Origin of the sequence: Tropicimonas sp. TH_r6 (assembly GCF_033101155.1) — a bacterium.
Taxonomy (GTDB): domain Bacteria; phylum Pseudomonadota; class Alphaproteobacteria; order Rhodobacterales; family Rhodobacteraceae; genus Tropicimonas.
Map to the genome: position 1 here is coordinate 1 of NZ_JAWMPX010000007.1, position 26,587 is coordinate 26,587.

Genomic DNA, 26,587 nt, shown 5'->3' on the forward strand with positions numbered 1-26,587 from the left:
TCCAGTTTGTCCCAATCGAAGGTTACGCCGGTGCCGGGCGTGTCGGGGGCAACGCCGAGGGCGTCCTCCAGCACGACAGGGCGCGTTGTGTAGCGGTCGATCGGGAAAGAATGCAGCTCGACCCAGCCCGCATTGGGCTGTGCCGAGACCAGCGAAATATGTAGTTCCTGCATGCCATGCGAACAGACGGGCACGCCATGTTTGCGCGACAGCTCCGCCACCTGCAGCCAGCCGGTGATGCCGCCACAATTGGAGGCGTCTGGCTGCACGAAGGAGAGGCGGGCCTGGTCGAAGGCATATTCGAACTCGTGGATCGTGTGCAGGTTCTCGCCCATGGCCAGCGGCATGCCGGTTTGCTCGGCGATCCGGGCAAAGCCCTTGTAATCGTCGGGAATGGTCGGCTCCTCGAACCAGAGAAGATCATAGGGTTTGAACGCATGCGCTGCCTCGATGGCCTGCTCGACGCTCATCGCGTAGTTTGCGTCGACCATGAAGCTGATATCTGGTCCGATCAGATTGCGCACTGCGGCGATGCGTTCCACGTCATCGGCGAGTCTGGGCTGACCAATCTTGATCTTCACCCCGTTCGCACCCTTCGCGAGATAGCCCCGGATCGAGTCCAGTAGTTTCGGCAGCGGGAAGTTCAGGTCAATGCCACCGAAATAGCAGTTGCAGCGGTTCGAGGCGCCGCCGGCCATCTGCCAGAGCGGCTTGTCCGCCCGAATGCCGCGCGCGTCCCAGAGCGCGATATCGACCGCCGAGATCGCGAAGGAGGCGATGCCGCCGCGCGCGACGTAATGGACATGCCATTGCATCGCCTCGTAGAGCGCCTCGATCTCGGCGCCATCCTTGCCGAGCAGGAAGGGCTTCAGGTCATGCTCGATCATGGCGAGGATCGACCAACCGCCTTTGCCGCCAGTATAGGTGTAACCGGTGCCTTCGGAGCCGTCTTCCATGCCGATGGTGACGGTGATCAGTTCGAAATGGGAATGGTCGCCGTGCTTGGCATCGGTCAGCACTTCATCCAGCGGCACGGCGAAACGGCGCGCAGAGAGGGAGGTGATCCGGGCCACTGTCAGGCTCCTTGTTGTTCTGCCGACCCGTTCATGCGCGAATGCATCCGGATGGCGGTGAAAAATCGTGACCCCGAATGACCGTCTGCGAACAAGCGATCACGCAGCCTCCGTTCTCGGGGCTGCTCACATCGAAGACAAGCCTCCAAAACACCGCATCCGCCTCAGTCCACCGCCCCTGAACGGGGCATTGGGTGGGCTGGGGCGAGGGCGTATGATGTGCAAATATGGTCATACCAAACTTGCCTCAAGCAATACGCGGACAGGACTATCTGCGTCAAGACTATTCGCGAAAGGCAGCCGTCATCGCCAATTTGGCCTGTATCGGTTGATGTCCCGGGCGTGCAGGGATAACAGTTCCAATATCATCGTACCAAAGGGAAGAATGGCGTGGCAGAGACGAGTCGCATGCGGGGCAAGGAAACCGTTCCGTCCGAGGGACGCGCCTCGGACGCGATCGTGGAGCAGATCCAGCAGCGGATCCTGTCCGGAGAGCTTGCCCATAACTCGCCGCTTTCCTCCGAACGCGACCTCATGGAACAGTTCTCCGCCAGTCGGACGGTGATCCGCGAGGCGGTCGCGACCCTGGCCAGCCGGGGCTTTCTGGAGGCCCGGCCACGCTACCGGCCAATCGTGCGCAAGCCCGGCTTCGATACCGCGCTCAATTCGGTCGGCTCGGTCGTGGAGCTGATGCTGGAACAGCCCGGCGGTGTCTCCGCGTTGTTCCAGAGCCGGGTCTTTGTCGAGCGTGGACTGGTGCGCGATGCCGCCACCTCGGCCGGGCGCGACGACATCGCCGCGCTCAAGGATGCGCTCGCCGCCAACAAGGCGGCAATTCCGGATTCGGAGAGCTTTTTCAGCACCGATATCGACTTCCACGGTGTGCTCTACAATATCCCGCGCAACCCGATCTTTCCGACCCTGCACGCGGCCTATGCGTCCTGGCTCTCGCCGCATTGGGGACGCATGGCCCGCTCGCAAGAGCGCAATGAGACCAACTATGCCAGCCACGAGGCGATCTACTCGGCGATTCTCGAGCGCGACCCGGATGCTGCGGAGGCGGCGCTGGCGTCTCACCTGAACACGGCCTGGAGCTTCGTGCGCGACAGCTTCGGTCTCGAAGGGTAGGGTCCGCGGGTCCGCGTCGTCTTCCGTCGCGCAGAAGATGTCTGGCATCCCTCGCAACCCGTCCGGATTACACCCTGCGGAGGCTGGCCCTTTCCCTTGCCCCGAGTGCGAGCTAGGTCTCTGCTCAAAGAACCCGGAGCCCCACGCCATGCTCGTCCAAGCGCGCGACCTTCACAAGACCTACAAGACCGGTGACGGGGTTCTTCCGGTTCTCGCCGGTGTCTCGCTGACGCTGGACCCCGGCCAGACATTGGCCCTGACCGGCGAATCCGGCTCCGGGAAGTCCACGCTGCTGCACCTGCTCGCCGCCCTCGACGCACCTGACAGCGGCTCCATTCATCTTGCGCAGACAGAGGTCACCGCGCTTGACGATGCGGGGCGCGCGGCGATCCGGCGCGAGCGGATCGGTCTGGTCTTCCAGCAATTCAATCTCATCCCGTCGCTCGATCTCGCCGCCAATCTCGCCTTTCAGGCCCGCCTGGCCGGTCGCCACGATCCCGACTGGTGCGCCGCGCTTGCCGAGCGCCTCGGTCTCACGCCGCTGCTCGACCGTTTCCCCGAACAGCTCTCCGGCGGGCAGCAGCAGCGCGTTGCCATTGGCCGCGCGCTCGCGCCGCGCCCCGACCTCCTGCTCGCCGACGAACCCACCGGCAATCTCGACGAAGCCACCGCCGACACTGTGCTCGACATGATCCTCGAACTGGTCGCCGAGACCGGCGCGGGCCTGCTCATGGTCACCCATTCGACCCGGATCGCCGCACGCCTGTCGCGGCGGCTCCACCTCTCCCAGGGCCGCATCGCATGAGGCGCGCCGCGCTGTCTGCGCTGCTGTCGCATTGGCGCAGACAGCCGATGCAGCTCTTCACGCTGCTGGCGGGGCTCGCGCTCGCCACTGCGCTCTGGTCGGCGGTGCAGGCCATCAATGCCGAGGCGCGCCGGTCCTATGATGCCGCCGCCGGAACGCTCGGCCTCGGCGCCTATGAGACCCTCTCCGATCCCGCCGGACGGATGCCGCTTGCCACATTCGCCGATCTGCGTCGCGCTGGCTGGCCGGTCTCTCCAGTGCTCGAAGGACGTCTGGTCGTCACCGATCAACGCCTGCGCATCCTTGGAATCGAGCCGATCTCCGCCCCGGTCGCGAGCCTGCCCGCCGGACTCGGCGCTGAATCCGGGCTGACACCGGCCGAGCTGTTCCTGCCGCCCGGCCTTGGCTTTGCTGCCCCCGAGACCGTCGCCGTCCTCAAGGACACGCCCGGCCTGCCGCGCCTCATGGCCGACCCATCCCTGCCGCCCGGCCAGCTTGTCACCGATATTGCGGTTGCCGACCGGCTGCTGGAAGCCGATGGCGGTATCGACCGGCTCCTGTTGCTTCCCGGCGCGCCTGCGGGCCTGCCCACGGAGATCGCGCCCGCGCTGCGTCGGGCCGCGCCTCAGGATCAGGGCGATCTCGCCCGGCTCACCGACAGTTTTCACCTCAACCTGACCGCCTTCGGCCTGCTGAGCTTCGCGGTCGGGCTTTTCATCGTTCATGGTACGATCGGGTTGGCCTTCGAGCAACGCCGCCCGATCTTCCGCACCCTGCGTGCCCTCGGACTGCCGCTGGGCGTGCTGTTGTCGTTGCTGCTGGCCGAGCTGCTGCTTCTGGCGCTTGTCGCGGGCCTCGTCGGAATCGCGCTCGGATACCTGATTGCCGGCGCGCTGTTGCCTGATGTCGCCGCGACCCTGCGCGGGCTCTACGGAGCCTCGCTGCCCGGCACGCTCGCCTTCGACCCTGCCTGGGCGCTGTCCGGCCTAGGCATCGCGCTGGCCGGCGCGCTTGTCGCCGCTGCCCATGGGCTCGACAAGATCCGCCGCATGCCGCTGCTGGCAGCCGCCCAGCCCCGCGCCTGGAGCACCGTTTCCGCCCGCGCGCTGCGCCGACAAGCGGCGGCGGGCGCAGCACTCCTGCTCGCGGGCGCGGCCGCGCCGCTGATCGCCGACGGGTTGCTCGCCGGATTTGCGCTGCTCGGGGGGCTGCTGCTGGGCTCCGCGCTCGTCCTGCCGTTCCTGCTCTCTGCCGCGCTCTCGCTCGGCGCGTCTCGCGCCCGTGGCCCGCAAGCACAATGGTTCTGGGCCGACACGCGCCAGCAGCTTCCCGGTCTCAGCCTCGCCCTGATGGCACTTCTGCTGGCGCTGGCGACCAATATCGGCGTCTCGACCATGGTCTCCTCCTTCCGGCTGACCTTCACCGGCTGGCTCGACCAGCGCCTCGTCTCGCAGCTCTACGTGACGGCCCCTTCCGAGGCCGAGGCCGCCCGCCTGCGAGACTGGTTGCAGGGCCGCGCCGAGTTCCTGCCGATCTGGAAGGTGGACCTGCCGCTGCATGACGCCCCGGGCGAGCTATTCGGTATCTCCGACAGCCCGGTCTATCGCAGCCACTGGCCCCTGCTCGACGCCGCGCCGGACGCCTGGGACATGCTCTTCGCCAGCGAGGGCGTGCTGGCCAACGAGCAACTCGCCCGGCGCAATGGTCTCTCCCCCGGCGATCCGGTCACGCTCGGCCCCGGCTGGGTCCTGCCGCTGGCCGGGATCTACTCCGATTACGGCAACCCCAACGGACAGGCCATGATCGCCCTGCCTCTGATGCTGCAATATCACCCGGAGGTGCCGCGCCTGCGCCACGGGTTGCTGACCGATGACGTTCCCGGCCTGACCGCCGCGCTCCATGACGAATTCGGCCTGCCGCGCGCCAATCTGATCAACAACGAAACCCTCAAGGCGACCTCGCTGCAGATCTTCGACCGCACCTTCACCGTCACCGCCGCGCTCAACGTGCTGACACTCTCGGTCGCCGGCTTCGCCATCCTGACGGCGCTGCTGACCCTCTCCACCATGCGCCTGCCGCAGCTCGCCCCGCTCTGGGCGCTCGGCCTGACCCGTCGCCGCCTCGCCCGGCTGGAGATCCTGCGCTCGCTGGCGCTGGCCGCGCTGACCTTCGCCGTCGCGCTCCCGGTCGGGTTGGCGCTGGCCTGGTGCCTGCTGGCGGTGGTCAATGTCGAGGCTTTCGGCTGGCGGCTGCCGATGTTTCTCTTCCCGCGCCAATGGCTCCTTCTCTTCGTATTGGCGCTGCTCGCCGCCCTCGTCGCCTCCATCCTCCCGGTGCGTCGCCTTGCGCGCACCGAACCGTCGCAGTTCCTCAAGGTCTTCGCCGATGAACGCTAGATGCCTCGCGCTCCTCGCCACCCTCGCCGCGGGCCCCGCCGTCGCCCAGGGCTATGCCGGTCTCGGCACGCAGGCGGACGGTTTCGCTATTCCCGCGCCCGAGACCCGTTTCAGCTTCCCCGAAGATCACGGTCCCCACCCGGATTACCGCATCGAATGGTGGTACCTGACCGCCAATCTGACCGACGCGGACGGTACCGACTATGGCATCCAGTGGACCCTTTTCCGCTCTGCCCTCGCACCAAACGAGGCGAAAGGCTGGGCCTCACCGCAGATCTGGCTCGGAAATGCTGGCCTGACCACGCCCACCGACCACTATGCCGCCGAACGCCTCGCTCGCGGCGGCACAGGCCAGGCCGGCGCAACGGCCCAACCCTTCGAAGCCTGGATCGACGAGTGGCGCATGGCCTCCACGGCCAAGACCGGCGACCAACTCGACGCCCTCACCCTCAGCGCCAACGGAGACGGCTTTGCCTACAGCCTTTCGCTGGACGCCAAGGGCCCGCTCGTCCCGCAAGGTGTCGAGGGCTACTCGGTCAAATCTCCCGAAGGCCAGGCCAGCCATTACTATTCCCAGCCTTTCTACGAGATCGCCGGGACCCTGAGCCTGGCCAATCGGGACGTGTCCGTCACCGGCCAGGGCTGGCTCGACCGCGAATACTCTTCCCAACCACTCTCGGAAACGCAGGATGGCTGGGACTGGATCTCACTGCATCTCGACACCGGCGCCAAGCTCATGGGCTTTCGGCTGCGCGACCGTGCGGGGGCTCCCTTCACCTCGGCCACATGGATCGCCCCCGACGGCACGCCCACGCCCTATCCGGACGGGGCCCTCACCATGACCCCGACCTCCGACACGGAGCCGCCAACAAGCTGGCAGATAACTCTTCCGGCACAAAACCTTACGGTCCAAATCGATGCCATCAACCCTCAGGCATGGATGCCGCTCTCCTTCCCATATTGGGAAGGCCCCGTGCGCATAAGCGGAAGCCATGCCGGCCGCGGCTATCTCGAGATGACCGGCTATCCGGAGCCGGAGTGACGCACGCCAAAGACCTCCGACCTCTCCAACGCGGAACGCGCGCAAGAGGAATGCGCCGCAAGGCGCGCTTTCTAATAGCCCTTCCCGCTCTTCCCCTTCCCGCGCGCAGGGGCTAAACCGGCCCTCGACCCGTTCGAGGACTGATATCATGCCGATGGAAAAGAATTTCGACGCCCAAGAGGCCGAATCCCGCATCTCCGCCGCCTGGGACCAGGCCGGCGCCTTCAAGGCCGGTGCCAATGCCAGCCGCAAGGAGACCTTCTCCATCATGATCCCGCCGCCCAATGTGACGGGCGTCCTGCATATGGGTCATGCCTTCAACAACACGCTGCAGGACATCCTGATCCGCTGGCACCGCATGCGCGGCTTCGACACGCTCTGGCAGCCCGGGCAGGACCACGCTGGCATCGCCACGCAAATGGTTGTCGAGCGCCAGCTTGCCGAAAGCCAGCAGCCCTCCCGCCGCGATCTCGGCCGGGATGCCTTCCTCGACAAGGTCTGGGAATGGAAGGGCAAGTCCGGCGGCACGATCATCGAACAGCTCAAGCGCCTCGGCGCGTCCTGCGACTGGGACCGCAACGCCTTCACCATGGCTGGCGCTCCAAATGATCCGCGCACCGGGCATGAAAACTCGCCCGATTTCCACGAGGCCGTCATCAAGGTCTTCGTCGACATGTTCGAAAAGGGCCTGATCTATCGCGGCAAGCGCCTCGTGAACTGGGACCCGCAATTCGAAACCGCCATCTCCGATCTCGAAGTCGAGAATATCGAAGTCGACGGCCATATGTGGCATTTCAAATACCCGCTCGCGGGCGGTGCCACCTATACCTATATCGAGAAGGACGAGGACGGGAACGTCACGCTGCAAGAAGAGCGCGATTATATTTCCATCGCCACGACACGTCCCGAGACCATGCTCGGCGACGGCGCGGTCGCGGTTCACCCATCGGATGAACGTTACGCGCCAATCGTCGGAAAACTCTGCGAAATCCCGGTCGGCCCGAAGGAGCATCGCCGCCTGATCCCGATCATCACCGACGAGTACCCGGATCCCGATTTCGGCTCCGGCGCGGTCAAGATCACCGGCGCGCATGACTTCAACGACTATGGCGTCGCCAAGCGCGGCGGCATCCCGATGTATCGCCTGATGGACACGCGCGGCACGATGCGCGACGACGGCGCGCCTTACGCCGACGCGGCCGTCCGGGCCATGGAAATCGCCGAGGGCGATGACTTCACCGGCTCTGAAGTCGACACGCTGAACCTTGTCCCGGACGATCTGCGCGGCCTCGACCGCTTCGACGCCCGCAAGAAGGTCGTTGCCCAGATCACCGAAGAGGGGCTGGCGGTGATGCATCGCGTCAAGGACGCCGATCCGGAAGATCCCGAGAGCATCGAGGAATACGCCCCGCTGGTCGAGAACAAGAAGATCATGCAGCCCTTTGGCGACCGCTCCAAGGTCGTCATCGAGCCGATGCTGACCGACCAGTGGTTCGTCGATGCCGAGAAAATCGTCGGCCCGGCGCTGGACGCTGTCCGCGACGGCCGGGTCAGGATCCTGCCCGAAAGCGGTGAGAAGACCTATTATCACTGGCTGGAAAACATCGAGCCCTGGTGCATCTCGCGCCAGCTCTGGTGGGGCCATCAGGTCCCGGTCTGGTATGCGCCCGCCCTGTTCGATCACGGTGGCGACGAGCCGGAAGCCGAGTGGAAGCCCTTCTGTGCGGCGACGCAGGAAGAGGTCATCGCCCAGATGACCGAGTATTACGGCCATAGCGATTTCCGTCTGGTGACGGAGCCCGCCGAGGCCGCGCAGATGATCCGCGCTGCCGTCGGTCGCACCCGCACCGAAGGGCGCATCCGCTCGCCGCAGGAGCCCTCCGCAATCCCCTATTACCGCGATCCGGACGTGCTCGACACGTGGTTCTCCTCCGGCCTCTGGCCCATCGGCACGCTGGGCTGGCCGGAAAAGACCGACGAGCTGGAGAAATACTTCCCGACCGACGTTCTCGTCACCGGGCAGGACATCCTCTTCTTCTGGGTCGCCCGGATGATGATGATGCAGCTCGCCGTCGTCGACGATATCCCCTTCCACACGGTCTATCTCCACGGCCTCGTCCGCGACGCCAAGGGCAAGAAGATGTCCAAATCGACCGGAAATGTGGTCGATCCGCTGGAAATCATTGACGAATACGGCGCCGACGCGCTCCGCTTCACCAATGCTGCCATGGCGAGCCTCGGCGGCGTGCTGAAGCTCGATATGCAGCGCATCGCCGGCTATCGCAATTTCGGCACCAAGATCTGGAACGCGGCGCGCTTTGCCGAGATGAACGGTGTCTTCGAGGCCGATGTGAAATCCATCGACCCCGCCTCGAAGCCCTCGGCCACCGTCAACCGCTGGATCATCGGCGAGACGGCCAAGGTGCGCGAAGAGGTCGATCGCGCACTTGACGCCTATCTCTTCAACGACGCCGCCAACGCACTCTACGCCTTCACCTGGGGCAGGGTCTGCGACTGGTATGTCGAGTTCGCCAAACCGCTCCTGCAGGGCGAGGACACGGCGCTCGCGGCCGAGACCCGCTCGACCATGCGGTGGGTGCTGGAGCAGGCCTTCACCATGCTTCACCCGATCATGCCGTTCATCACTGAAGAGCTCTGGCAGGTTCTCGGCCATGACGGGCTGCTCGCCCATGGCGACTGGCCGGAATACACGGCGGCAGATCTGGTCGATCCGACAGCCGATGCGGAGATGAACTGGGTGATCACGCTGATCGACGGCGTGCGTTCGTCGCGCGCGCAGGTCCGCGTTCCGGCGGGCCTCAAGGTGCCGATGGTCCATACCGGGCTCGACACGGCCGCGCAGGCCGCCTGGGAGAATAACGAGACGCTGATCAAGCGCATCGCCCGCATCGACTCGCTTCAAGGCTTCGACGAGATGCCCAAGGGCTGCATCACGGTGCCTGTCCCCGGCGCGACCTTCGGGCTGCCGGTGGCCGATATCATCGACGTGGCCGAGGAGAAGGCGCGGCTGGAGAAAAGCGTTGCCAAGCTCGACAAGGAGATCGGCGGGATGGCCAAACGGCTGGACAACCCGAAATTCGCCGCCTCCGCCCCGGCGGATGTGGTGGCCGAGCTGCGCGAAAACCTCGCGACCCGGACCTCAGAGCAGGATCGCCTGAAAGAGGCGTTGGCGCGGCTGGCCGAGATTGGCTGAAACGCAGCAGACCAGATGACCGGCAAACGCCGTCGCAGTGATTGCGGCGGCGTTTTTCATTTCGGGGGCATTCGGGCCGGATCGGGTTTGGCCGGGACAGGGGGCGCAGAGGCAATTTGCTTCCCGAGATGTGCAGTCTTCAGCGAAGGTCGCCCCGCCAGACAGCATCAAGGCGTATTCACCTGTGCGCTGAAATGCACTACGGCCAATCTCCATGAAACAAGGTGCGCTCTCTTTCCTGCCACTTGCCCTTGGCGTCGCCATCTACGGCTTCGCCTTTGGCATCCTCGCCGCCCAGGTCGGGTTTCCGTTCTGGGGCGTTGCCATGATGAGTGCCTCCGTCCATGCGGGCTCCTCCCAGATCGTTGCCGTGGAGCAGTTTTCCGGCGGCGGGGCTTTGGTTGGCGCGGCGCTGGCCGGGGCGTTGCTCAACCTGCGCTATATCGGCATCGTCGCATCGCTGACCGAGATCCTGCGGCACGCGCCGCTGCCGATTCGCCTGTTGGCAATCCACATCACCGGCGACGAGAACTGGGCGCTGACCATGTCGGAAAACGCCCGGGACAAGACGATCGGCGCCGCCTTCCTGATTGGCTCCGGACTCGTATCCATCACGACCTGGACCGTATTCACCACGCTCGGCGCGCTGGTTGGCAGTGCCTTGCCGGACCTGGAACGCTTTGGCCTCGGCTTTGCCTTCACGGCCGCATTCATCGCGATGGCGCGCGGCATGTTCCGCGGCCGTGGCGATCTGTTGCCCTGGATCGGCAGCTTTGCCCTGACGGTGGCGTTGGTGCTGGCTGGCATGGCAAAGGCCTATGCCATCGTCTTTGGCGCGGTGGTCGGCGTCACCCTGTCGGCGTTGCAACGCCGGATCCGGAGCTGAGCCATGTCGCACTCCCACTGGATCCTGATTGCCATTCTCGCCCTCGCAGCGGCACTGATCCGCATTGCTGGCCTGCTGGCGGGGTCCGCGATCCGTCGCTCCCGGTTCGCGCCGCTGCTTGACGACCTGCCCGGCGCCATCATCGTATCACTGGTTGGGGCCTCGCTGGCGGATCTGCCGGCCTTCGGCTGGCTCGCGGCCACCTGTGCTTTCGCCACGGCATGGGTCACGCGCGATGTCATTGCCACGATGATCGTCGGCGTCGCGAGCTTTGCCGGTCTGAGCTATTTCCTGGCGTGATGCGCAGGGCAGTCGGGCCTCATGGGGCTGAGCCGGCGTCAGGTTGAGTGCGCGAAAAGCCCGGCTGCGGCGTCGAAGAAGGCGTCGCGGATCTCGGCCGATTCCATCATCACCTCATGTTCGCCGCCGGGGATCTCCTTGAGCGTTCCACCGGGCCACTCCGCCATCATCTGCCGGATTGCGTCCATCTCGACGATCCGTTCGTTGGTTCCGACCCAGGTCAGGCAGGGCAGTGCGGGGGCGGGCAGGGTGCGCAGCTGGCGCATCTCGCGGAAGGCCGCGTTGAGCCAGGTCATCGAGGGGCCGCCGAGGGCGAGCTCGGGATGGGCGATCAGTTGCCGCCGCATCCAGTCGAACATGCCCGGATCAGTGGTCAGGGTGTTGTCCTCGAATGGCGCTTCGAGAACATAGGTGACGGGCTTGGTCGAGGGGGCGTAGTTATGCCCGAACCCGGTGGAATGGCTGAGCGCGGCCAGCAGACGCGCGATCGGGCGGTAGATGGCCGGCAGGGCGATGCCCCACATCGGGCCAGAGAAGGCCACGGCCTTGACCGGCAGGCCGTCATGCAGCGCCCGGAGCCCGATCCCGCCGCCCATGGAATGCGCGATCAGGTAATACGGGCGGGGCAGGGCGCGTTCTTCGGCGACCGCGAGCAGGGCGGCGACGTCGCGCTGGTATTCGCAAAACTCCAGCACATGGCCGGTCGCCGGGTCGTCAAGCGGACGGTCCGAGAGACCCTGTCCGCGCCAGTCGAGGCTGAGGCAGGCGAAGCCGCGCGCCTGCAGCGCTGCGGCCGCAGGGCCGTATTTCTCGACATATTCTGTACGGCCGGAAAAGAGCAGCACCGTTCCCTTCGCTCCGTCGGGGGGCGGCGCCAGCTCTGCAATGCGCAGCCGCACGCCGTCCGACGCCACGCGCCAGAAGGCCGACGCGCCCCGGGGCGCGTCGGCAATGTTAGCAAAGAAGGGAGCGGGCTCCATTCCGGGGGCGACTCAGGACAGCACGTTGGCAAGCTGCATGGCGATGCCCATATCGCCATCGACGGTCAGCTGTCCGGACATGAAGGCGCCGGTCGGGTTCATCTCGCCGGAGAGGATCTGCTCGAAGACCTCCGGGGCGGCGGACAGGGTCACGTCGGCGTCTTCGTCGCCCGCGCGCACGCCGGAACCGTCGATCATGATGCTGCCTTCCTCGCCCAGCACGAACTTGGCCGAGCCGGCCAGATCGCCGTCAAGACGCTCGGACAGGGCGGCAACAGCCTTCTCGATAAGATCACTCATGGTCTTCCTCCGCAGGTTGTGATGGCCGGCTTGTTGGCTTTTCCGGCGATCTCGTTAGACTTCGACCCGTTATGGGTATCAAGACATCTTCTCTCAACAGGTCCGTTACGGCATTTCTCGCCGCGATGACCTTTGCCCTGCCGGTTTTCGCGCAGGAAAACGAGCTGGACCGCCTTATGGATGAGCTGGCCAAGCCCGAACAGCCTGGTTGGCGCCAGATAGAAGATAGCATTCTGCTGGAATGGGCCAAGTCGGGATCTCCTGCCATGGATCTTCTGCTCCGGCGTGGTAACGACGCGTTCGAATCGGGGGACGTTGAGGCGGCGGTCGAGCACCTGACCGCGCTGACCGATCACGCGCCGGATTTCGCCGAAGGCTGGAACGCGCGCGCGACGGTTTTCTTCCAGATGGGAGAATATGGGTTGTCGCTGGAGGATATCCGCAGGACCCTGTTGCTCAATCCGGAGCATTTCGGCGCGATGACGGGGTTGGCGGTGATCTTCGAGGAGCTTGGCTACGAGGAAGAGGCGCTGGAGGCCTGGCGCGCGGTCGAGGCTATACATCCGCACCGCCCTGAACTACACGAAGCAATAGAACGGCTTGCAATGACGGTCGAGGGCGAGCATCTGTAATCGCCCTTGCCATGAAAAAGGGGTGTGTGATGCGGAATTCGGAGCCCCGGAGCCGATTCAAGGACAGATCGAAGCAAGGCGGGACGTGCCCGACCCTGGCGGATCGCCCGGGCCAGGACGCCGCAAGGCGCGTGCCGCCAACCTGACCTGACATTCTCCCGAAACCAGCAGCAAAAAGACCCCGAAACATGCGAGAGACCACCGTCACAGCGGTTCTGGGCCCCACCAACACAGGCAAGACGCACTACGCCATCGAGCGTATGCTGGCGCATCGCACCGGAGTCTTCGGCCTGCCGCTGCGGCTGCTGGCCCGCGAGGTCTATGATCGCATCGTCAAGCTGCGCGGCCCCTCCGTCGTGGCGCTGCTGACCGGCGAAGAACGGATCGTGCCGGAGCGGGCGAAATACTGGATCTGCACTGTCGAGGCGATGCCCACCGATCTTGGCGCCGATTTCCTTGGCGTCGACGAGATCCAGCTCTGCGCCGATCCCGAGCGCGGCCATGTCTTCACCGACCGGCTGTTGCATGCGCGCGGGCTGCACGAGACCATGTTCCTCGGGTCTGATTCGATGCGCGGTACGATCGCAGCCCTCGTCCCGAAGACGCATTTCCTGCGCCGGGAGCGGTTTTCCGAGCTGACCTATGCCGGCAGCAAGAAGATTTCCCGCATGCCGCCGCGTTCGGCCATCGTCGGTTTCTCGGTCGAGAACGTCTATGCCATCGCCGAGCTGCTGCGCCGCCAGAAGGGCGGGGCGGCGGTGGTCATGGGCGCGCTCTCGCCCCGGACGCGCAACGCGCAGGTCGAGCTTTACCAGTCTGGCGAGGTCGATTACCTCGTCGCCACCGACGCCATCGGCATGGGGCTCAATCTCGACATCACCCATGTCGCGCTGTCCGGGCTGCGGAAATTCGACGGCCGGCGCATGCGCGACCTGCAACCCAACGAGCTGGGCCAGATCGCCGGCCGGGCCGGGCGCTACAAGACCCATGGCACGTTCGGCGTGACCGGCGAGGCCCCGCCGCTCGACGAGGAGGTGGCCGAGGCGATCATGAATCACCGCTTCGCGCCGATCCGGAAGCTGCAATGGCGCAATTCGGATCTCGAATTCGGCACGGTGGACCGTCTGATCGCCTCTCTGGAGGAGCGGACCGATGACGAATTGCTCACCCGCACTCGCGATTCCGACGACCTGCTGGCGCTGCGCAGCCTCGCCGCCGAGGACGAGGTGCTCACGCGGCTGCGCAACCCGCGCGCGGTCCGGCTGCTCTGGGATGTCTGCCGAATCCCCGATTTCCGTGGCATCAGCCATGCCGAACACGCCAGCCTCCTGACCCGCATTTTCGGCTTCCTGCAAGAGACCGGACGGGTGCCCGATGACTGGATGGCGCGGCAGGTCAAACGCATCGACCGGAGCGACGGCGATATCGACGCCTTGTCCAAGAGATTGGCATATATCCGCACATGGACCTATATCGCGCAACGTTCTGGCTGGTTGGATGACGAAATGCATTGGCGCGGCGAAACGCGCGCTGTAGAAGACCGCCTGTCAGATGCTCTTCACGGAGCTTTGACTCAAAGATTTGTTGACCGGCGCACCAGCGTGTTGCTGCGGCGGTTGAAGCAGAAGGAGAGCCTTGTGGCCGAGGTGAACGACAAGGGCGAAGTGATGGTTGCGGAGCAATTCGTGGGCCGTCTGGAGGGGTTCCGCTTCTCCCAGGATGCATCGCAGACGCCGGAAGAGGCGAAGATGCTGCACCAAGCGGCGATGACCGCCCTGCGCCCGGAATTCCATCTGCGCGCTGACCGCTTCTACAACGCCCCCGATACCGAGATCGATTTCACGGAGCAGGGCGGGCTGATGTGGGGCGAGCATGCCGTCGGCAAGCTCGTCAAGGGCGGCGACGCGCTCAAGCCGACCGTGCAGGCCTTCGTCGAGGACGATGCCGGCCATGACGTGATCGAGAAGGTCACGCGGCGGCTGCAGCATTTCATCGACCGCAAGGTGGCCACGCTCTTCGAGCCGCTGCTGGGCATGAGCCGGGACGAGACGCTCGCCGGCCTGCCGCGGGGTTTCGCGTTCCAGATGCTAGAAGGGTTTGGCGTTTTGCCGCGCGATGGCATCGCCGCCGAGGTCAAGGCGCTCGATCAGGATGCGCGCGGCCAGCTGCGCAAGCATGGCGTGCGCTTCGGGCAATACACCATCTTCATGCCGCTTCTGCTGAAGCCGGCGCCGACCCGGCTGCGGCTGGTCCTCTGGTCGCTCTGGAACGATCTGGACATCTTCCCCGAAGCGCCGCCGCCCGGGCTGGTGACCGTGCCCGTGCCCGAGGGGACGCCGCAGGAACATGCTGCCATGTCCGGCTACCGCATCGCCGGCTCGCGCGCGATTAGGATCGACATGCTGGAGCGCCTGGCCGATCAGCTGCGCAACCAGGACAGCCGCGGGGGCTTCGAAGCCACAGCGGACATGCTGTCGATCACCGGCATGACGCTGGAGCAATATGCCGAACTGCTTCAAGGGCTGGGGTATAAGGCCGAGAAGGGCGAACGGGTGAAGGTCAAGGCGCCTGCCCCGGAGCCGAAGCCGGAGGCGGCACCCGCCGCCGACGCGCCGGAGGCAACCGCCGAAGAGGCCGCCCCGGAAGTCGAAGAAGCCCCGATCGCCGAGGAAACCGCGGATCCGGTCGCATCCGAGATGCCCGCCGAGGCTGAAGCACCTGCCGAAGCCCCCCCCGCTGAAGACGCGGCTGTCGTGGTGGAGGACGCCACGCCAGAGGAGTCGGAAGTGGCTGAAGCTGCGCCGGCCGAGGCGCAAGCCGAGGCCCCCCCCGTCGCCGAGGAGGGCGCGACAGCGTCCGAAGAGGCGGCAGCCCCAGCAGAGGCCGGAGACGTCGAGCCGACAGCGGAGGCCGAGCCGGACCTCGAGACCTTCTACACCTTCACCTGGGCTCCCCGTCGTCAAGGCGGCGGTCGCCCGCGCCGAGACCGCGATCAGCAGCGGGGCGGCAAGCAGGGAGACGGCGAACGGGGCGAGCGCCAGGGTGGCAAGCCGCGTGGCAAGGGCGGCAAGCCTGGCAAACGCTCCGAGGGCAAGGGGGGTCGTGACCGCGACCAAAAGGGCGGAAAGGGTAGCAAGCCGCAGGGCGGCAAGACCTACCAGGCCCGCCCGCCGCGGAAAGAAAAGCCCATCGATCCGGACAATCCCTTCGCCGCCGCGCTGATGGGGCTGACGGAGAAGAAGTGATCCGGGGGCGGTCAGAATGAGCGGCGCCGAAAGCCCGTCGCCGCAAAGCCTCCGCATCGACAAGTGGCTGTGGCATGCGCGTTTTTTCAAGACGCGCAGCCTCGCCGCGAAACAGGTCTCCGAGGGCAAGATCCGGGTCAACGCCACCAAGATCTCCAAGCCGGCCCGCACCATCGGGCCCGGCGATGTGCTGACTTTCCCGCAGGCAAATGCCATCCGCGTCGTGCGGGTGGTCGCACTCGGGGAGCGACGCGGCCCCGCACCCGAGGCACAGGCGCTTTACGAAGACCTATCGCCGCCCGAGGACCAGCCCCGCCAGGCACCACTGGCGCGCGTCGGGGCGCGGCCGACAAAAAAAGAACGCCGCAGACTCATCAATTCTCGCAGCGAGCCGCTTGATTAGCCCGCCCCGCTCGGCTAACTCACACCGAAACGTCACTCCGGAGGTCCCCATGACCTATGTCGTCACCGAGAATTGCATCGCTTGCAAATACACAGACTGTGTCGAGGTCTGCCCCGTGGACTGTTTCTACGAGGGCGAGAATACGCTGGTGATTCATCCCGACGAATGCATCGATTGTGGCGTCTGCGAGCCCGAATGCCCCGCCGATGCGATCCGGCCCGATACCGAGCCGGACATGGAAAAATGGGTCGAGTTCAATCGCAAGTATTCCGAACTCTGGCCGGTCATCGTCTCCAAGAAAGACCCGATGCCCAGTGCCGAGGAGATGGATGGGAAACCGGGCAAGATGGATATATTCTCCGAAGAGCCCGGCGAAGGCGGCTGAAACGATTCGAATCGGCAGGCGGTCCTGTCGATTGCGGAGCGAAGGTCAGCGGTTCTTGGCGTTTCCATTTAAAAACAATATGTTGTGACGATGCCGCGCCGCGGCGCTTTGAATATGGCAGAAAATCTGCTATATTCTGTCGGTGATGAATATTGACGACTGACTCCCGCCTGCTGGGGCTACTCACCAGTGAGGTGGATCTCATGAGCCCTGACCCGAAACTTCCCCGGAATCCACTTTTCCGGTGGGGTTTTTTTGGCTCTGAGAGTGTCGAAACCGAGGGGATGACATGACTAAAAGTAAGAAACTGGATTTCCGCCCGAATGAGTTCGTGGTGTATCCGGCCCATGGGGTCGGCAAGATCGTCTCCATCGAGGAACAGGAAGTTGCCGGGCTCTCGCTGGAACTCTTCGTGATCTCCTTCGAGAAGGACAAGATGACCCTGCGCGTGCCGACCAACAAGGCCACCGCCGTTGGCATGCGCTCGCTCTCTTCGCCGGATGTCGTGTCCAAGGCGATGACGACGCTGAAAGGCAAGGCCAAGGTCAAGCGGGCCATGTGGTCGCGCCGGGCGCAGGAATACGAACAGAAGATCAATTCCGGAGACCTGATCGCCATTGCCGAGGTTGTCCGCGACCTGCATCGCACCGATGACCAGCGCGAGCAGAGCTATTCGGAGCGCCAGCTTTACGAGGCAGCGCTGGAGCGGCTGACGCGCGAGATCGCGGCTGTGTCCGGTCTCGGCGAGACCGACGCCCAGAAACAGGTGGACGAAGTTCTGGTCAGCCGCGCGGCGGCCTGATCCGGGCAACCGGAAAATTCAATGGGCCGTGTCGGAAGACGCGGCCCTTTTTCTATTCGGGCACGGCGAAACGAGCCCTGCAGAACCTGGCGGCATGTGACTCCAGCCCGGCCTGACCCGCGTCTTCGCCTTTCCCGGCATCCTCCGGGCCGACCGACCGGAGTCATCCCAGACTTTTCGTTATTTTCATTTCCCGAAGCCACGCGATTTCTGCGAGGCTGACATCAAACGCCTCCGTGTGTGGCGATTTCAGGAAGGATTGGAGCAATGCGTTATCGTCGACTTGGCCAGAGTGGCCTTTTCGTGTCCGAACTCTGCCTCGGCACCATGACCTTTGGTGGAACGGATGACATGTGGGGCCAGATCGGCCAGCTCCAACAGGACGAGGCCGACGCGCTCCTGCGCACGGCCCTTGATGCCGGGATCAACTTCATCGACACCGCGAATGTCTATGCGAGTGGCCGCAGCGAACAGATCCTCGGCCAGTCGTTGCGCAACCTTGGCGTTCCGCGAGAGGATGTCGTGATCGCGACCAAGGTACATGGGCAGATGGGGCAGGGGCCGAATGCGCGGGGGCTCTCGCGCGGTCACATCCTCGATCAGGTCAAGGCCAGCCTGACGCGGATGCGGCTCGACCATATCGACCTTTACCAACTCCACGGCATCGACCCCGCAACACCCGTCACCGAGACGTTGGAAGCGCTCGACAGCCTGGTGCGTGACGGGCTTGTTCGTTACGTCGGCGTGTCCAACTGGGCGGCCTGGCAGATCGTCAAGGCGGTCGGTATCGCCGAGGCCCGCAGGCTCGCACCCATCGTCTCTTTGCAAGCCTATTACACACTCGCTGGCCGGGATCTCGAGCGCGAGTTGGCGCCGATGCTGTTGCAGGAAGAGATTGGGCTTATGGTCTGGAGCCCGCTGGCCGGCGGGTTTCTCACCGGCAAGTTCGACCGGGACGGGCAAACCGCCGAAGGCCGTCGCGTCGCCTTCGACTTCCCGCCGATCGACAAGGCGCGCGCCTATGATGCGGTGGATCTGATGCGGACAATCGCGGCGGAGAAAGGCTGTTCCGTGCCCCAGATCGCGATTGCCTGGCTGCTCCACCAGAGGGTGGTGACGAGCGTCATCCTCGGTGCCAAACGGGTAGATCAGCTGGTGGACACGATTGGCGCCGCGGCGGTTGACCTTTCCGGCGACGAGCTTGCCGCGCTGGAGGCTGTGACGGCCTTGCCTGCGGAATATCCCGGATGGATGATCGAGCGGCAGACAGAGGGCCGTACCCGGCAACTGGACGAGCAGCGCCGCTAAGAGACGCGCAGGTTCAGACCAGCGCGACGCTCGCGACGGCGAGGATCGCAATCTCGCAGATCTGTTGCGCGGCGCCGAGAATGTCCCCGGTCTGGCCGCCGATCTTTGCGCGGGCGATGGCGGCGCAGATCAGGGCAGCGGCGGCGGCAACAAGCGCGAGGCCAAGCCCGATCCAGCCGGTCAGCGCGAGGCTGAGAAGCACTGCCAGCACCACGCCCAGCGTGACCGTGGCCGCTCCGGGCCGGCCGACTGCGCGGGACAACCCACCCTCGCGCGCATTCGGCAGGCCGGCCATCAGGCAGATGATGGCGGCGCGGCTGAGCAACGCACTGGCCAGAAGGGCAGGCAGCAAGGCGGAGCCGAGCGCGGCAATCGCGCTCCAGCGCAGCCCCATCGACAGGACCATCGCCAGCACGCCATAGCTGCCGATCCGGCTGTCCTTCATGATCTCCAACCGACGCTCCTTCGTCCAGCCGCCCCAGAGCCCATCCGCCGAGTCGGCCAGCCCGTCCTCATGCATCGCCCCGGTCATGATGACCTGCCCGGCAAGCACCAACCCCGCCGCGATCATCGGCGAGAGGCCGAGCGCCAGAGCCCCCCAGCCGATCCCACCCGCGATCAGCGCCACAAGCGCGCCCGCCAACGGGTAGGCCCAAGCGGCCTTCGCGCCGCGATTGGCGGCGAATTCGGTGGCGACCGGGATGGGCAGCCGGGTCAGCAGCGCGCAGGCCAGGGCCAGATCACGAGGGGTCATAATTTGTCGCTGCCCGGCCATGTTCTATTCTCTCCGCTGGCTCTTGTCCTCCTCGCTCTAAGGGCGCAAAAGCCCGGAAACAAGACAGAGGTGACAGATGACACGGGAAGCACCCTTTACCGATATGGACGGAATTCGCGCCGCGCTTGCGGACCTTCCGCAGCCGGATGCAGCGGCAACGGCCGGAGCGAATGAGCGCAACGGGATGCTGACCAAGCCGCCGGCGGCGCTCGGGCGGTTGGAAGATCTCGCGATCTGGTACGCGGGCTGGCGTGGCGATGCGCGTCCGCAGCTTGATCGGCCTCAGTCCATTGTTTTTGCAGGAAACCATGGCGTCGCCGCCAAGGGCGTTTCGGCCTTCCCGCCAGAGGTCACGGTGCAGATGGTGGCCAATTTTCGTGCCGGCGGCGCGGCGATCAATCGGTTGTCCGAGGCGTTTGGCGCCGAGATGGCGGTGGTCGAGCTCGAGCTTGACCGCCCGACCGGGGATTTCTCGGAAACCGCCGCGATGAGCGAGGACGATCTTGTCGCAGCCATGGCGGCAGGCTGGAACGCGGTCAACCCGGAGGCCGGGCTGCTGGTCACCGGCGAGATGGGCATTGGCAACACCGCCTCCGCGGCGGCGATTGCGGCCGGGCTGCATGGTGGCGGCGCCGAGACCTGGGTCGGGCGCGGCTCTGGCGTCGATGACGAGGGGTTGGCGCGCAAGCGGGCCGTGGTCGATGCGGGGCTCGCGCTGCATGCCGAGGCGCTGAGCGACCCTCTGGAGGTTCTTCGCCGGCTCGGCGGGCGCGAGATCGCGGCGATGGCGGGTGCGATCCTGGCGGCTCGGCATTTCCGGATTCCGGTCATTCTCGACGGCTTCATTTGTACCGCCGCTGCCTCTGTACTCGAGTCGGTCACGCCGGGCGCGCTGGATCACACGGTTGCAGGGCATGTCTCGGCAGAAGGCGCGCATTCGATGATGCTGGAGAAGATCGGCAAGGCGCCGCTTCTGAGCCTCGGGCTGCGGCTGGGCGAAGGCTCCGGCGCGGCGCTGGCAATCAGCGTGCTCAAGGGCGCGATTGCCTGCCATTCCGGCATGGCCACCTTCGGCGAGGCCGGCGTCTCGGGAGGATAAGGCTCGCCGGGCCGACCGTCCGTCAGGGTGTGGCCCGGTTGGTTTGCGGACAGAGCTGTCCTTTGCCGGGTGCGCAAAGAAGCGCACCCCAGGCCGTGCCAGCGCCTGCCCGTGGGATGGCGCTGCCCCGGCTGAGGTCTACACTTTATCCCAGCAAGATCGGACGAAGATCAGTGCGTTGCACGCCGATGGCAAAGCGCCAGCCCGCAGGGTCGGGCAGGCGCTGGCACGGCGGCGAGGCCTTGATTCCGTGCCAGTCAGCACGCATCCCCAATGTCTCAAGCCGGCTCCAGGCTACGTCGGAAGCGTGTCCTGAAACGAAGCGGCAGGCGCTTCAGTTGCCTTCGACCAAAAGCGGGGCGGTTCGTCTACTCCACAGTCGGTCGCGGTGGGTCGTCCGCGTGATCTCGGTTCTCCAGCTCCTGAACCTCAAGCGCTGTCACCAGTGCCGTTTCCAGCACCTTGTTCAGCTCTCGGGCGCGTTCGAGATAGGCCGGATTATCCTTCAGCGAGCGGGTCGGATCCCAGAGCGGGGCCAGCTCGCGCAGGGTCATCCGGTCATGCTTGTAGAACGTCTTCTCCATCTCATTGGCCTCGAATGCGGAGAAATCCATGTTCTCCAGCACGTATCGCCCGGCCCGGAGCGAGCTGTCGAACATCTCGCGGACAATGTCATCGGCACCGGCCTGATAGAGCTGGTAGACATGCACGCGGTCCTCGGCACGGGCAACGATATGCAGGTCCGGCCGTTGCGAACGGGCATAGCGGACCAGCCGCGTCGTCGCATGCGGATCGTCCAGCGCCGCGACCAGCACCCGTGCCTCCTTCAGGCCCGCCGCATGCAGCAGAACCGGCCGCGTCGGGTCGCCATAGAAGGCCTTGAACCCGAAATGGCGCATCAGCTCGATGGCGCCGAGATCATGGTCAAGAACGGTACATTTCAGCCCCGCCATCTCCACCATTCGGTTCACCACCTGCCCGAACCGGCCGATCCCGGCGATGATCACCGGCGCCTGTTCGTCGATCTCGTCATGCTTGCGGTGGACGTCGGTGGCTGCCGAGTGATCGCCCAGCCGGTGCGCGATGGCGTCATAGAGGATGAAGAAGAGGGGTGTGAGCAGCATCGACAGCGCGATCACCAGCAGCAGGATCTGCGTCAGCCGTTCGGGCAGGACATTCTCCTGCAGCGAGAAGGAGACCAGCACGAAGCCGAACTCGCCAGCCTGGGCGAGGCCCAGCGTGAAGAGCCACTTGTCCCGTTTGCGCAGGTCGAAGATGTTGGCCAGCAGCAACAGCACCAGCCCCTTGGTCAGCACCAGCAGCGCTGTCAGTCCGATGACCGTGCCGATATTGTTCGACATGACGGCGAAATCGATCCCCGCGCCGACGGACATGAAGAAGACGCCCAGCAGCAGCCCCTTGAAGGGCTCGATATTGGCTTCCAGCTCGTGTCGGAATTCGGACGTCGCCAGCACGACGCCGCCGAGAAAAGCGCCGAGCGCGGGCGAGAGACCGATCAGCACCATCAGATAGGCGATGGAGAAGACGACAAGCAGCGCGGTCGCGGTGTGGATCTCGCGCAGTTTCGCCATGTGGACGAAGCGGAAGAGCAGGGGCGAGAGGTATATGCCCGCGAGCACCACCGCGATGATGACAGAGATGATGACGACCGTCGCTTGCCAGCCCGGCAACCCCTCGATCAGCGAGAAGCCGTGATGGGCCGCCGCCTCAAGGGCTGGGTCGCCGGGACGCAGGATAGTGCCGCTGGGGTCGAGCACCGGCTGTCTCGGCATGGCCAGGAGCGGCAAGAGCGCCAGCATCGGGATCACGGCGATATCCTGCGTCAGCAGCACGGAGAAGGTCGCCTTGCCACCGCCGGTCTTCATCAGTCCCTTTTCCGAGAGGGTCTGGAGAACGATGGCGGTCGAGGAGAGCGCGAGGATCAGGCCTATGGCCAGTGACATTTCCAGCGTTTCGCCCAACAGCCAGGCAAGCGCCGTCACCGCCGCCGTGGTCAACCCGATCTGCAACCCGCCCATGCCGATCAGCTTGTCGCGCATATGCCAGAGCGTCCGCGGCTCCAGCTCCAACCCGATCAGGAACAGCATCATCACCACGCCGAACTCGGCATAGTGGCGCAAGGTCTCCGCCTCCATCCCGGCCAGGTGCAGCAACGGGCCGATCAGGATCCCGGCCAGCAGGTAGCCGAGCACCGAGCCCAGGCCCAGCCGCGCTGCAATCGGAACGCCGATCACGGCGGCGCCGAGCAGGATCGTCGCGTCGTCGAAAAAGCCTTCCATTCCTCAATCCCTTGTCGCGCACCCGTCGGGACAGGCAGCGTGTTCGTCTCAAATCATCTTCCCCGGGTATCGGCGCCGGGGCCGGACCCACTCGAGCCCTGCCACAGTTTGTCCTGTCCGACAATTCGCCAGACGCTGTGAGATCGCTGGAAATCGTCTTGCCGTGGTCGCGTCAGCCCTTCGGCATCTTCAACGTCACGGTTCGACCGCTCTTGTTGTAGCGCAAATCGCTCTGGCCGATCGCGGCGACGCGGCCGCCATCGATCCGGTCGCCAACCTTGACCTTGACATATTTGCCAGAGGGCAGGCGGACCAGCGCGCGGCGCTGGCTCGACGTGCCATAGACGCCAATCAGGGAGACACGGCTCAGCCGCAAGGCGTTCTTCTCGGTTGCTTTGCGGGCGACGGTGGCCGGGGTGGTCGTCTTCGGTCGAACCCGCTCATTGCGCGGAACGGCGGGGCCGCGAGCCGAGGCCGCCTTCGCCTCGGCCTTGGCGGCTGCCTCGGCCTCCTTGGTGGCGCGGGCGGCCGCCTCCTTTTGCTGCTTCTCCGCCGCTGCCGCCGCCAGAGCAGCCTTGCGGGCCGCGGAGGCATCGGCGCGCGACTTGGCGAGGGCAGCCTGTTCGGCCGCTGCGCGGGCTTTCTGCTCGGCTTCGGCAACGACAACGGCCTCTCGAATGGCCCGTTGACGCGCGCGGTCGGCGATCTGCGCGATGTTGGCGGGGCGCAGCCGGGGTTCGGGGGAGCGCGCGACGGCACGTTTCGTCGCCGTGGCGAGATCGGCCTCAAGCGCGCTTCGGTCGGCCACGGTTTCGTCGCTTTGCTCTGCGGGCGTTTCCGCATCGGCCATCCGCGCCGCGTCGGACAGCGCCAACGCCGTCTCCTGCACGGAAGCGGGGCGCGAGACCGGGCGCAGCCGCCCAAGCTCGGACCGGGTCCGTCCGCCAAGCACGGCCCGCTCGTTATCCTCGATCAGGCCTTGCGGACGCTGGCGCGGCCGTGCGTCCCGCAGTCGCTCATCTACCGCAGAGGTTGTTTCGGCGGAGTCGGCCGATGTTGGTTCCTGCGGGGCCAGCCCTTCGGGACGTCGCGGCGGGACGATATCGGGGCGTCCGAGCCGGATCTCGACTCCGCCCGGCGGGATGCTGGCTGTCTGCGCGTCGGTGTCCGCCGCCTGCGGCACGGGCACCACCGGGATCTCGGCCACCGGCGGTTGCTCATCGGGGCGCAGGTCCAGCCGTGGCAGGGAAAAGGCGTCGTGATTGCTGATCTTGGGGTCGATGGAGGCGATGTAGAAATCCTCCAGCCCGTCCTGTGTCGGCAGGTAGCCGCGTTCCGGCGCACGTTGCCAGATTCCGCTGACGGCATAGGCCGCGCGGGCAGAGATAGCGTCCAGAGGCGCGGGCGGGGGCGCAACTGCGTCGGCGCTGCCCGGATCGGTCGCGACCTGCGGCGCGCCCTCGGCCTCGAGCCGCGCGGCGGGCTGGCCGGTCTCGTCCTGCCCGGTGCTTTCGGCAGTCGGGAGCGCGGCCAGTTGCATCTCCGCACCGTAATCCGCGGCGGCGCTTCCGGTCTCGGCGTTGTCATCCGTCGCGAGCGCGACTTCCTCGGTTACGAGCGCCTTGGTGCCGAGTGCGCCGGCCACAGCCTCCGGTGCGCTGCTCTCGGGTTGAGACTCCGCCGATACCACGGCCTGTTGTTCCGGATCGGACCTTGTCGGCGCGATCGCGATTGCTTCCGGTGTCGCGACATTCGGGGCGCGCGGGGCCTCGATGATGAGGCCCTCCGGCGGCGTCAGCCCGGCAATGCCGGCCTCCCCCGGTGAGCGCCCGACAAAGGCCCAGAGGGTGACAAGGCCGATGGCCGCGATCCCGGCAACGGCCGCGATCAGCCCGGCGCTGATGGAGCCGCCGGGTTGCTTCTGCGATTTGCGGGCGCCGAAAACGGTCAGCGCCTCGGCCTCGCTCAGTGCCTGCTGGCGTTCGGGTGCAAAGAGTCCCGCCGCCTCGCGCTGCAGCCCGCTCGGCGCGCTTGTCGTTGATTGCGACGGTGCATTGCCAGGGGCCGGCGTGGCGGACATCGCCGCATCGGCCGCGAACAGCGCGGCGCTCAGCGTGGCAGGGGCCGGTGCTTCCTGGGCCTCGGTGGTTGCGGGGGAGGAGGGCGGTGGCGCGGCCACCGGCGGCTCCTTGCGCTTGCGGGAGCCCTTGCGACGGCTCTTTGCCGATGTCGGAGCCTTCGCGGGGCTGGATTGTTGCTCCGGCGCGGGGGGCATCGTGGAGGACTCGGTCTCGAGCTCCGGCACCGCAATCGAGGCCGGCTCGGGGTCAACGCTGGGTCGAATCGACGCGAAGGCCACGGCAGGGGGCGCCTCGCCGCCGTCCTCGGACATTTCTGGCGCATCGCCGGCGTCGGGTTCGGGCACGGGCGGCGCGGGATCTGTTTCTTCCGGCTCGACCGGGTCGAGATCGGCGCGACGGAAAATCACCGGAGCATGGTGCGGCTTCGATGCAGGTTCGCCTTCGTCCTCTTCCTCCGTCTCCAACGGATCGAGGGCGGCTGGCGCGGACAGTTCCGGCGGTGTTTCGGGCAGCGGGGCGTCGAGATCGGTGCGGCGGAACTCAACCGGATCCGCCAGAGTCTCTTCAGCCTCCGGCTCGGGGCGCAGTTCCTGCTCTGTCTTGTCCGGGGGGGCAATCGGTGTCGCCTTGGCGTCCTCCGCCGGATCGGATGGCGCGTCTTCCGTCGATAACGGTTCGGCTTCAACTGGCTCCGTCTCTACAGCGTCTGTCTCTGGACCCTCCGTCTCCGAAACCTCCGTCGAGACCGGTTCCGGCGCTTCCGGCTCCTGTACCGGAGCACGCGCTTCTGACGCGGGTGCTTCGGGCTCCGGACCCTCCGCCTTGTCCGGTGTGTCGGCGGCGATCTGTGCGGCCGGCTCTTCGAGGGGCTCCTGCGGCGGCGCCGCGATGATCGGGCGGTTCAGCCGCTCCAATACCTCGCCGGAGGCCAGCAGTCGGGGCGCCGCATCCGTCGGGCCAAAGAAAGGCGCTCCGGGGAAGGCGCCGGGCTCGGGGGTCGCGGTGAAACAGATCGGGCCGAAGCCGTGCAGGGCTGCGAATCCCTCCGCTTCTTCCAGCGTCTCGCGGGCGACCGCGGCGATCCAGATCTCCTCGCCCCGGGCGCGCCAGTCAAAGACCAGCTCGTCCAGCAGATAGGGCGTCGCCCCGTCCAGCCGGCGCGCGGCGCGGGTGGCATTTTCTTTCGCGTCGCGGCCAGCCTCTGCCTCGGTATAGAGAATCTGCGAATTGGGCAGAACGAGCGCGCAGCGCAGCGGGGCGCCGTCGCCCAATGCCTCCGCATTGGCGCGCAGGTTGGCCAATGCGTCGCCCAGGTCCGGCGTGTCCAACGACACCGCGCCAAGGCTGTGCCAACTCGCGCCGCTCCGATGCAGCAGCGAAATTCCGTCGGGATCGAGAAGAAGGGCAAAGCTCGGGGTCATCGCGCCTGATCT

General features: G+C 65.9%; 20 protein-coding genes. 14 read left to right on the forward strand and 6 right to left on the reverse strand.

Annotated elements, in window-relative coordinates; all coding sequences use genetic code 11:
- Positions 1 to 1,073, reverse strand: a 1,073-nt coding sequence (locus R3X27_RS08795) for a mandelate racemase/muconate lactonizing enzyme family protein (protein WP_317708478.1), incomplete at its 3' end; no start/stop codon positions are given.
- Between the two features lie 390 nt (positions 1,074 to 1,463).
- Between R3X27_RS08795 and R3X27_RS08800 the strand changes: the two genes are divergently transcribed.
- The 7 genes from R3X27_RS08800 (at position 1,464) to R3X27_RS08830 (ending at position 10,844) form a co-directional block, all read left to right on the forward strand.
- On the forward strand, positions 1,464 to 2,201 hold the full coding sequence (locus R3X27_RS08800; protein ID WP_317708479.1) for an FCD domain-containing protein: 738 nt from the start codon (positions 1,464 to 1,466) through the stop codon (positions 2,199 to 2,201).
- A gap of 148 nt (positions 2,202 to 2,349) precedes the next feature.
- On the forward strand, positions 2,350 to 3,006 hold the full coding sequence (locus R3X27_RS08805) for an ABC transporter ATP-binding protein (protein ID WP_317708480.1): 657 nt from the start codon (positions 2,350 to 2,352) through the stop codon (positions 3,004 to 3,006).
- Positions 3,003 to 5,402 carry an ABC transporter permease gene (locus R3X27_RS08810; RefSeq protein ID WP_317708481.1) on the forward strand — a complete coding sequence of 800 codons (2,400 nt, stop codon included), beginning with the start codon at positions 3,003 to 3,005 and terminating at the stop codon, positions 5,400 to 5,402. Before R3X27_RS08805 ends, R3X27_RS08810 begins: the two co-directional genes overlap by 4 nt.
- Positions 5,392 to 6,444, forward strand: a complete 1,053-nt coding sequence (locus R3X27_RS08815; protein WP_317708482.1) for a lipocalin-like domain-containing protein — start codon at positions 5,392 to 5,394, stop codon at positions 6,442 to 6,444. The genes R3X27_RS08810 and R3X27_RS08815 overlap by 11 nt, the downstream gene beginning before the upstream one ends.
- A 148-nt stretch (positions 6,445 to 6,592) precedes the next feature.
- Positions 6,593 to 9,658, forward strand: coding sequence for a valine--tRNA ligase (locus R3X27_RS08820; protein WP_317708483.1), 3,066 nt, complete (start codon positions 6,593 to 6,595; stop codon positions 9,656 to 9,658).
- A gap of 214 nt (positions 9,659 to 9,872) precedes the next feature.
- Positions 9,873 to 10,544 carry an AzlC family ABC transporter permease gene (locus R3X27_RS08825; protein ID WP_317708484.1) on the forward strand — a complete coding sequence of 224 codons (672 nt, stop codon included), beginning with the start codon at positions 9,873 to 9,875 and terminating at the stop codon, positions 10,542 to 10,544.
- Positions 10,545 to 10,547: 3 nt separating this feature from the next.
- Complete coding sequence (locus tag R3X27_RS08830) at positions 10,548 to 10,844, forward strand: AzlD domain-containing protein (protein ID WP_317708485.1); 297 nt, start codon at positions 10,548 to 10,550, stop codon at positions 10,842 to 10,844.
- 38 nt (positions 10,845 to 10,882) lie between these two features.
- Here R3X27_RS08830 and R3X27_RS08835 read toward each other — a convergent pair whose 3' ends face one another.
- Both R3X27_RS08835 and R3X27_RS08840 read right to left on the reverse strand, forming a co-directional pair.
- A complete protein-coding gene (locus tag R3X27_RS08835) occupies positions 10,883 to 11,824 on the reverse strand; it encodes an alpha/beta hydrolase (RefSeq protein ID WP_317708486.1) in 942 nt (313 codons plus the stop codon).
- A gap of 12 nt (positions 11,825 to 11,836) precedes the next feature.
- Positions 11,837 to 12,124, reverse strand: coding sequence for an SCP2 sterol-binding domain-containing protein (locus tag R3X27_RS08840; RefSeq protein ID WP_317708487.1), 288 nt, complete (start codon positions 12,122 to 12,124; stop codon positions 11,837 to 11,839).
- A gap of 71 nt (positions 12,125 to 12,195) precedes the next feature.
- Between R3X27_RS08840 and R3X27_RS08845 the strand changes: the two genes are divergently transcribed.
- From R3X27_RS08845 to R3X27_RS08870, 6 genes are all read left to right on the forward strand, one after another.
- Positions 12,196 to 12,756 carry a tetratricopeptide repeat protein gene (locus R3X27_RS08845; RefSeq protein ID WP_317708488.1) on the forward strand — a complete coding sequence of 187 codons (561 nt, stop codon included), beginning with the start codon at positions 12,196 to 12,198 and terminating at the stop codon, positions 12,754 to 12,756.
- A 188-nt stretch (positions 12,757 to 12,944) separates the two neighbouring features.
- Positions 12,945 to 16,001 carry a helicase-related protein gene (locus R3X27_RS08850; RefSeq protein WP_317708489.1) on the forward strand — a complete coding sequence of 1,019 codons (3,057 nt, stop codon included), beginning with the start codon at positions 12,945 to 12,947 and terminating at the stop codon, positions 15,999 to 16,001.
- A 16-nt stretch (positions 16,002 to 16,017) separates the two neighbouring features.
- Positions 16,018 to 16,404, forward strand: a complete 387-nt coding sequence (locus R3X27_RS08855) for an RNA-binding S4 domain-containing protein (RefSeq protein WP_317708490.1) — start codon at positions 16,018 to 16,020, stop codon at positions 16,402 to 16,404.
- 49 nt (positions 16,405 to 16,453) lie between these two features.
- Positions 16,454 to 16,789, forward strand: a complete 336-nt coding sequence (fdxA, locus tag R3X27_RS08860) for a ferredoxin FdxA (RefSeq protein ID WP_317708491.1) — start codon at positions 16,454 to 16,456, stop codon at positions 16,787 to 16,789.
- Positions 16,790 to 17,078: 289 nt separating this feature from the next.
- Positions 17,079 to 17,591, forward strand: a complete 513-nt coding sequence (locus tag R3X27_RS08865; protein WP_317708492.1) for a CarD family transcriptional regulator — start codon at positions 17,079 to 17,081, stop codon at positions 17,589 to 17,591.
- 267 nt (positions 17,592 to 17,858) lie between these two features.
- Complete coding sequence (locus tag R3X27_RS08870; protein WP_317708493.1) at positions 17,859 to 18,899, forward strand: aldo/keto reductase; 1,041 nt, start codon at positions 17,859 to 17,861, stop codon at positions 18,897 to 18,899.
- A gap of 13 nt (positions 18,900 to 18,912) precedes the next feature.
- On the opposite strand, the gene cobS is transcribed toward R3X27_RS08870, so the two are convergent.
- The gene (cobS, locus tag R3X27_RS08875; RefSeq protein ID WP_317708494.1) at positions 18,913 to 19,653 is read right to left on the reverse strand and encodes an adenosylcobinamide-GDP ribazoletransferase; all 741 of its coding nucleotides are present in this window, start codon (positions 19,651 to 19,653) and stop codon (positions 18,913 to 18,915) included.
- A 97-nt stretch (positions 19,654 to 19,750) separates the two neighbouring features.
- On the opposite strand from cobS, the gene cobT reads away from it, so the two are divergent.
- Positions 19,751 to 20,773, forward strand: a complete 1,023-nt coding sequence (cobT, locus tag R3X27_RS08880; RefSeq protein ID WP_317708495.1) for a nicotinate-nucleotide--dimethylbenzimidazole phosphoribosyltransferase — start codon at positions 19,751 to 19,753, stop codon at positions 20,771 to 20,773.
- A gap of 368 nt (positions 20,774 to 21,141) precedes the next feature.
- Here the strand turns inward: cobT and R3X27_RS08885 are convergent, their stop codons facing one another.
- Complete coding sequence (locus tag R3X27_RS08885; protein ID WP_317708496.1) at positions 21,142 to 23,073, reverse strand: cation:proton antiporter; 1,932 nt, start codon at positions 23,071 to 23,073, stop codon at positions 21,142 to 21,144.
- A gap of 172 nt (positions 23,074 to 23,245) precedes the next feature.
- The gene (locus R3X27_RS08890; RefSeq protein ID WP_317708497.1) at positions 23,246 to 26,575 is read right to left on the reverse strand and encodes a hypothetical protein; all 3,330 of its coding nucleotides are present in this window, start codon (positions 26,573 to 26,575) and stop codon (positions 23,246 to 23,248) included.
- Positions 26,576 to 26,587 lie beyond the last annotated feature (12 nt).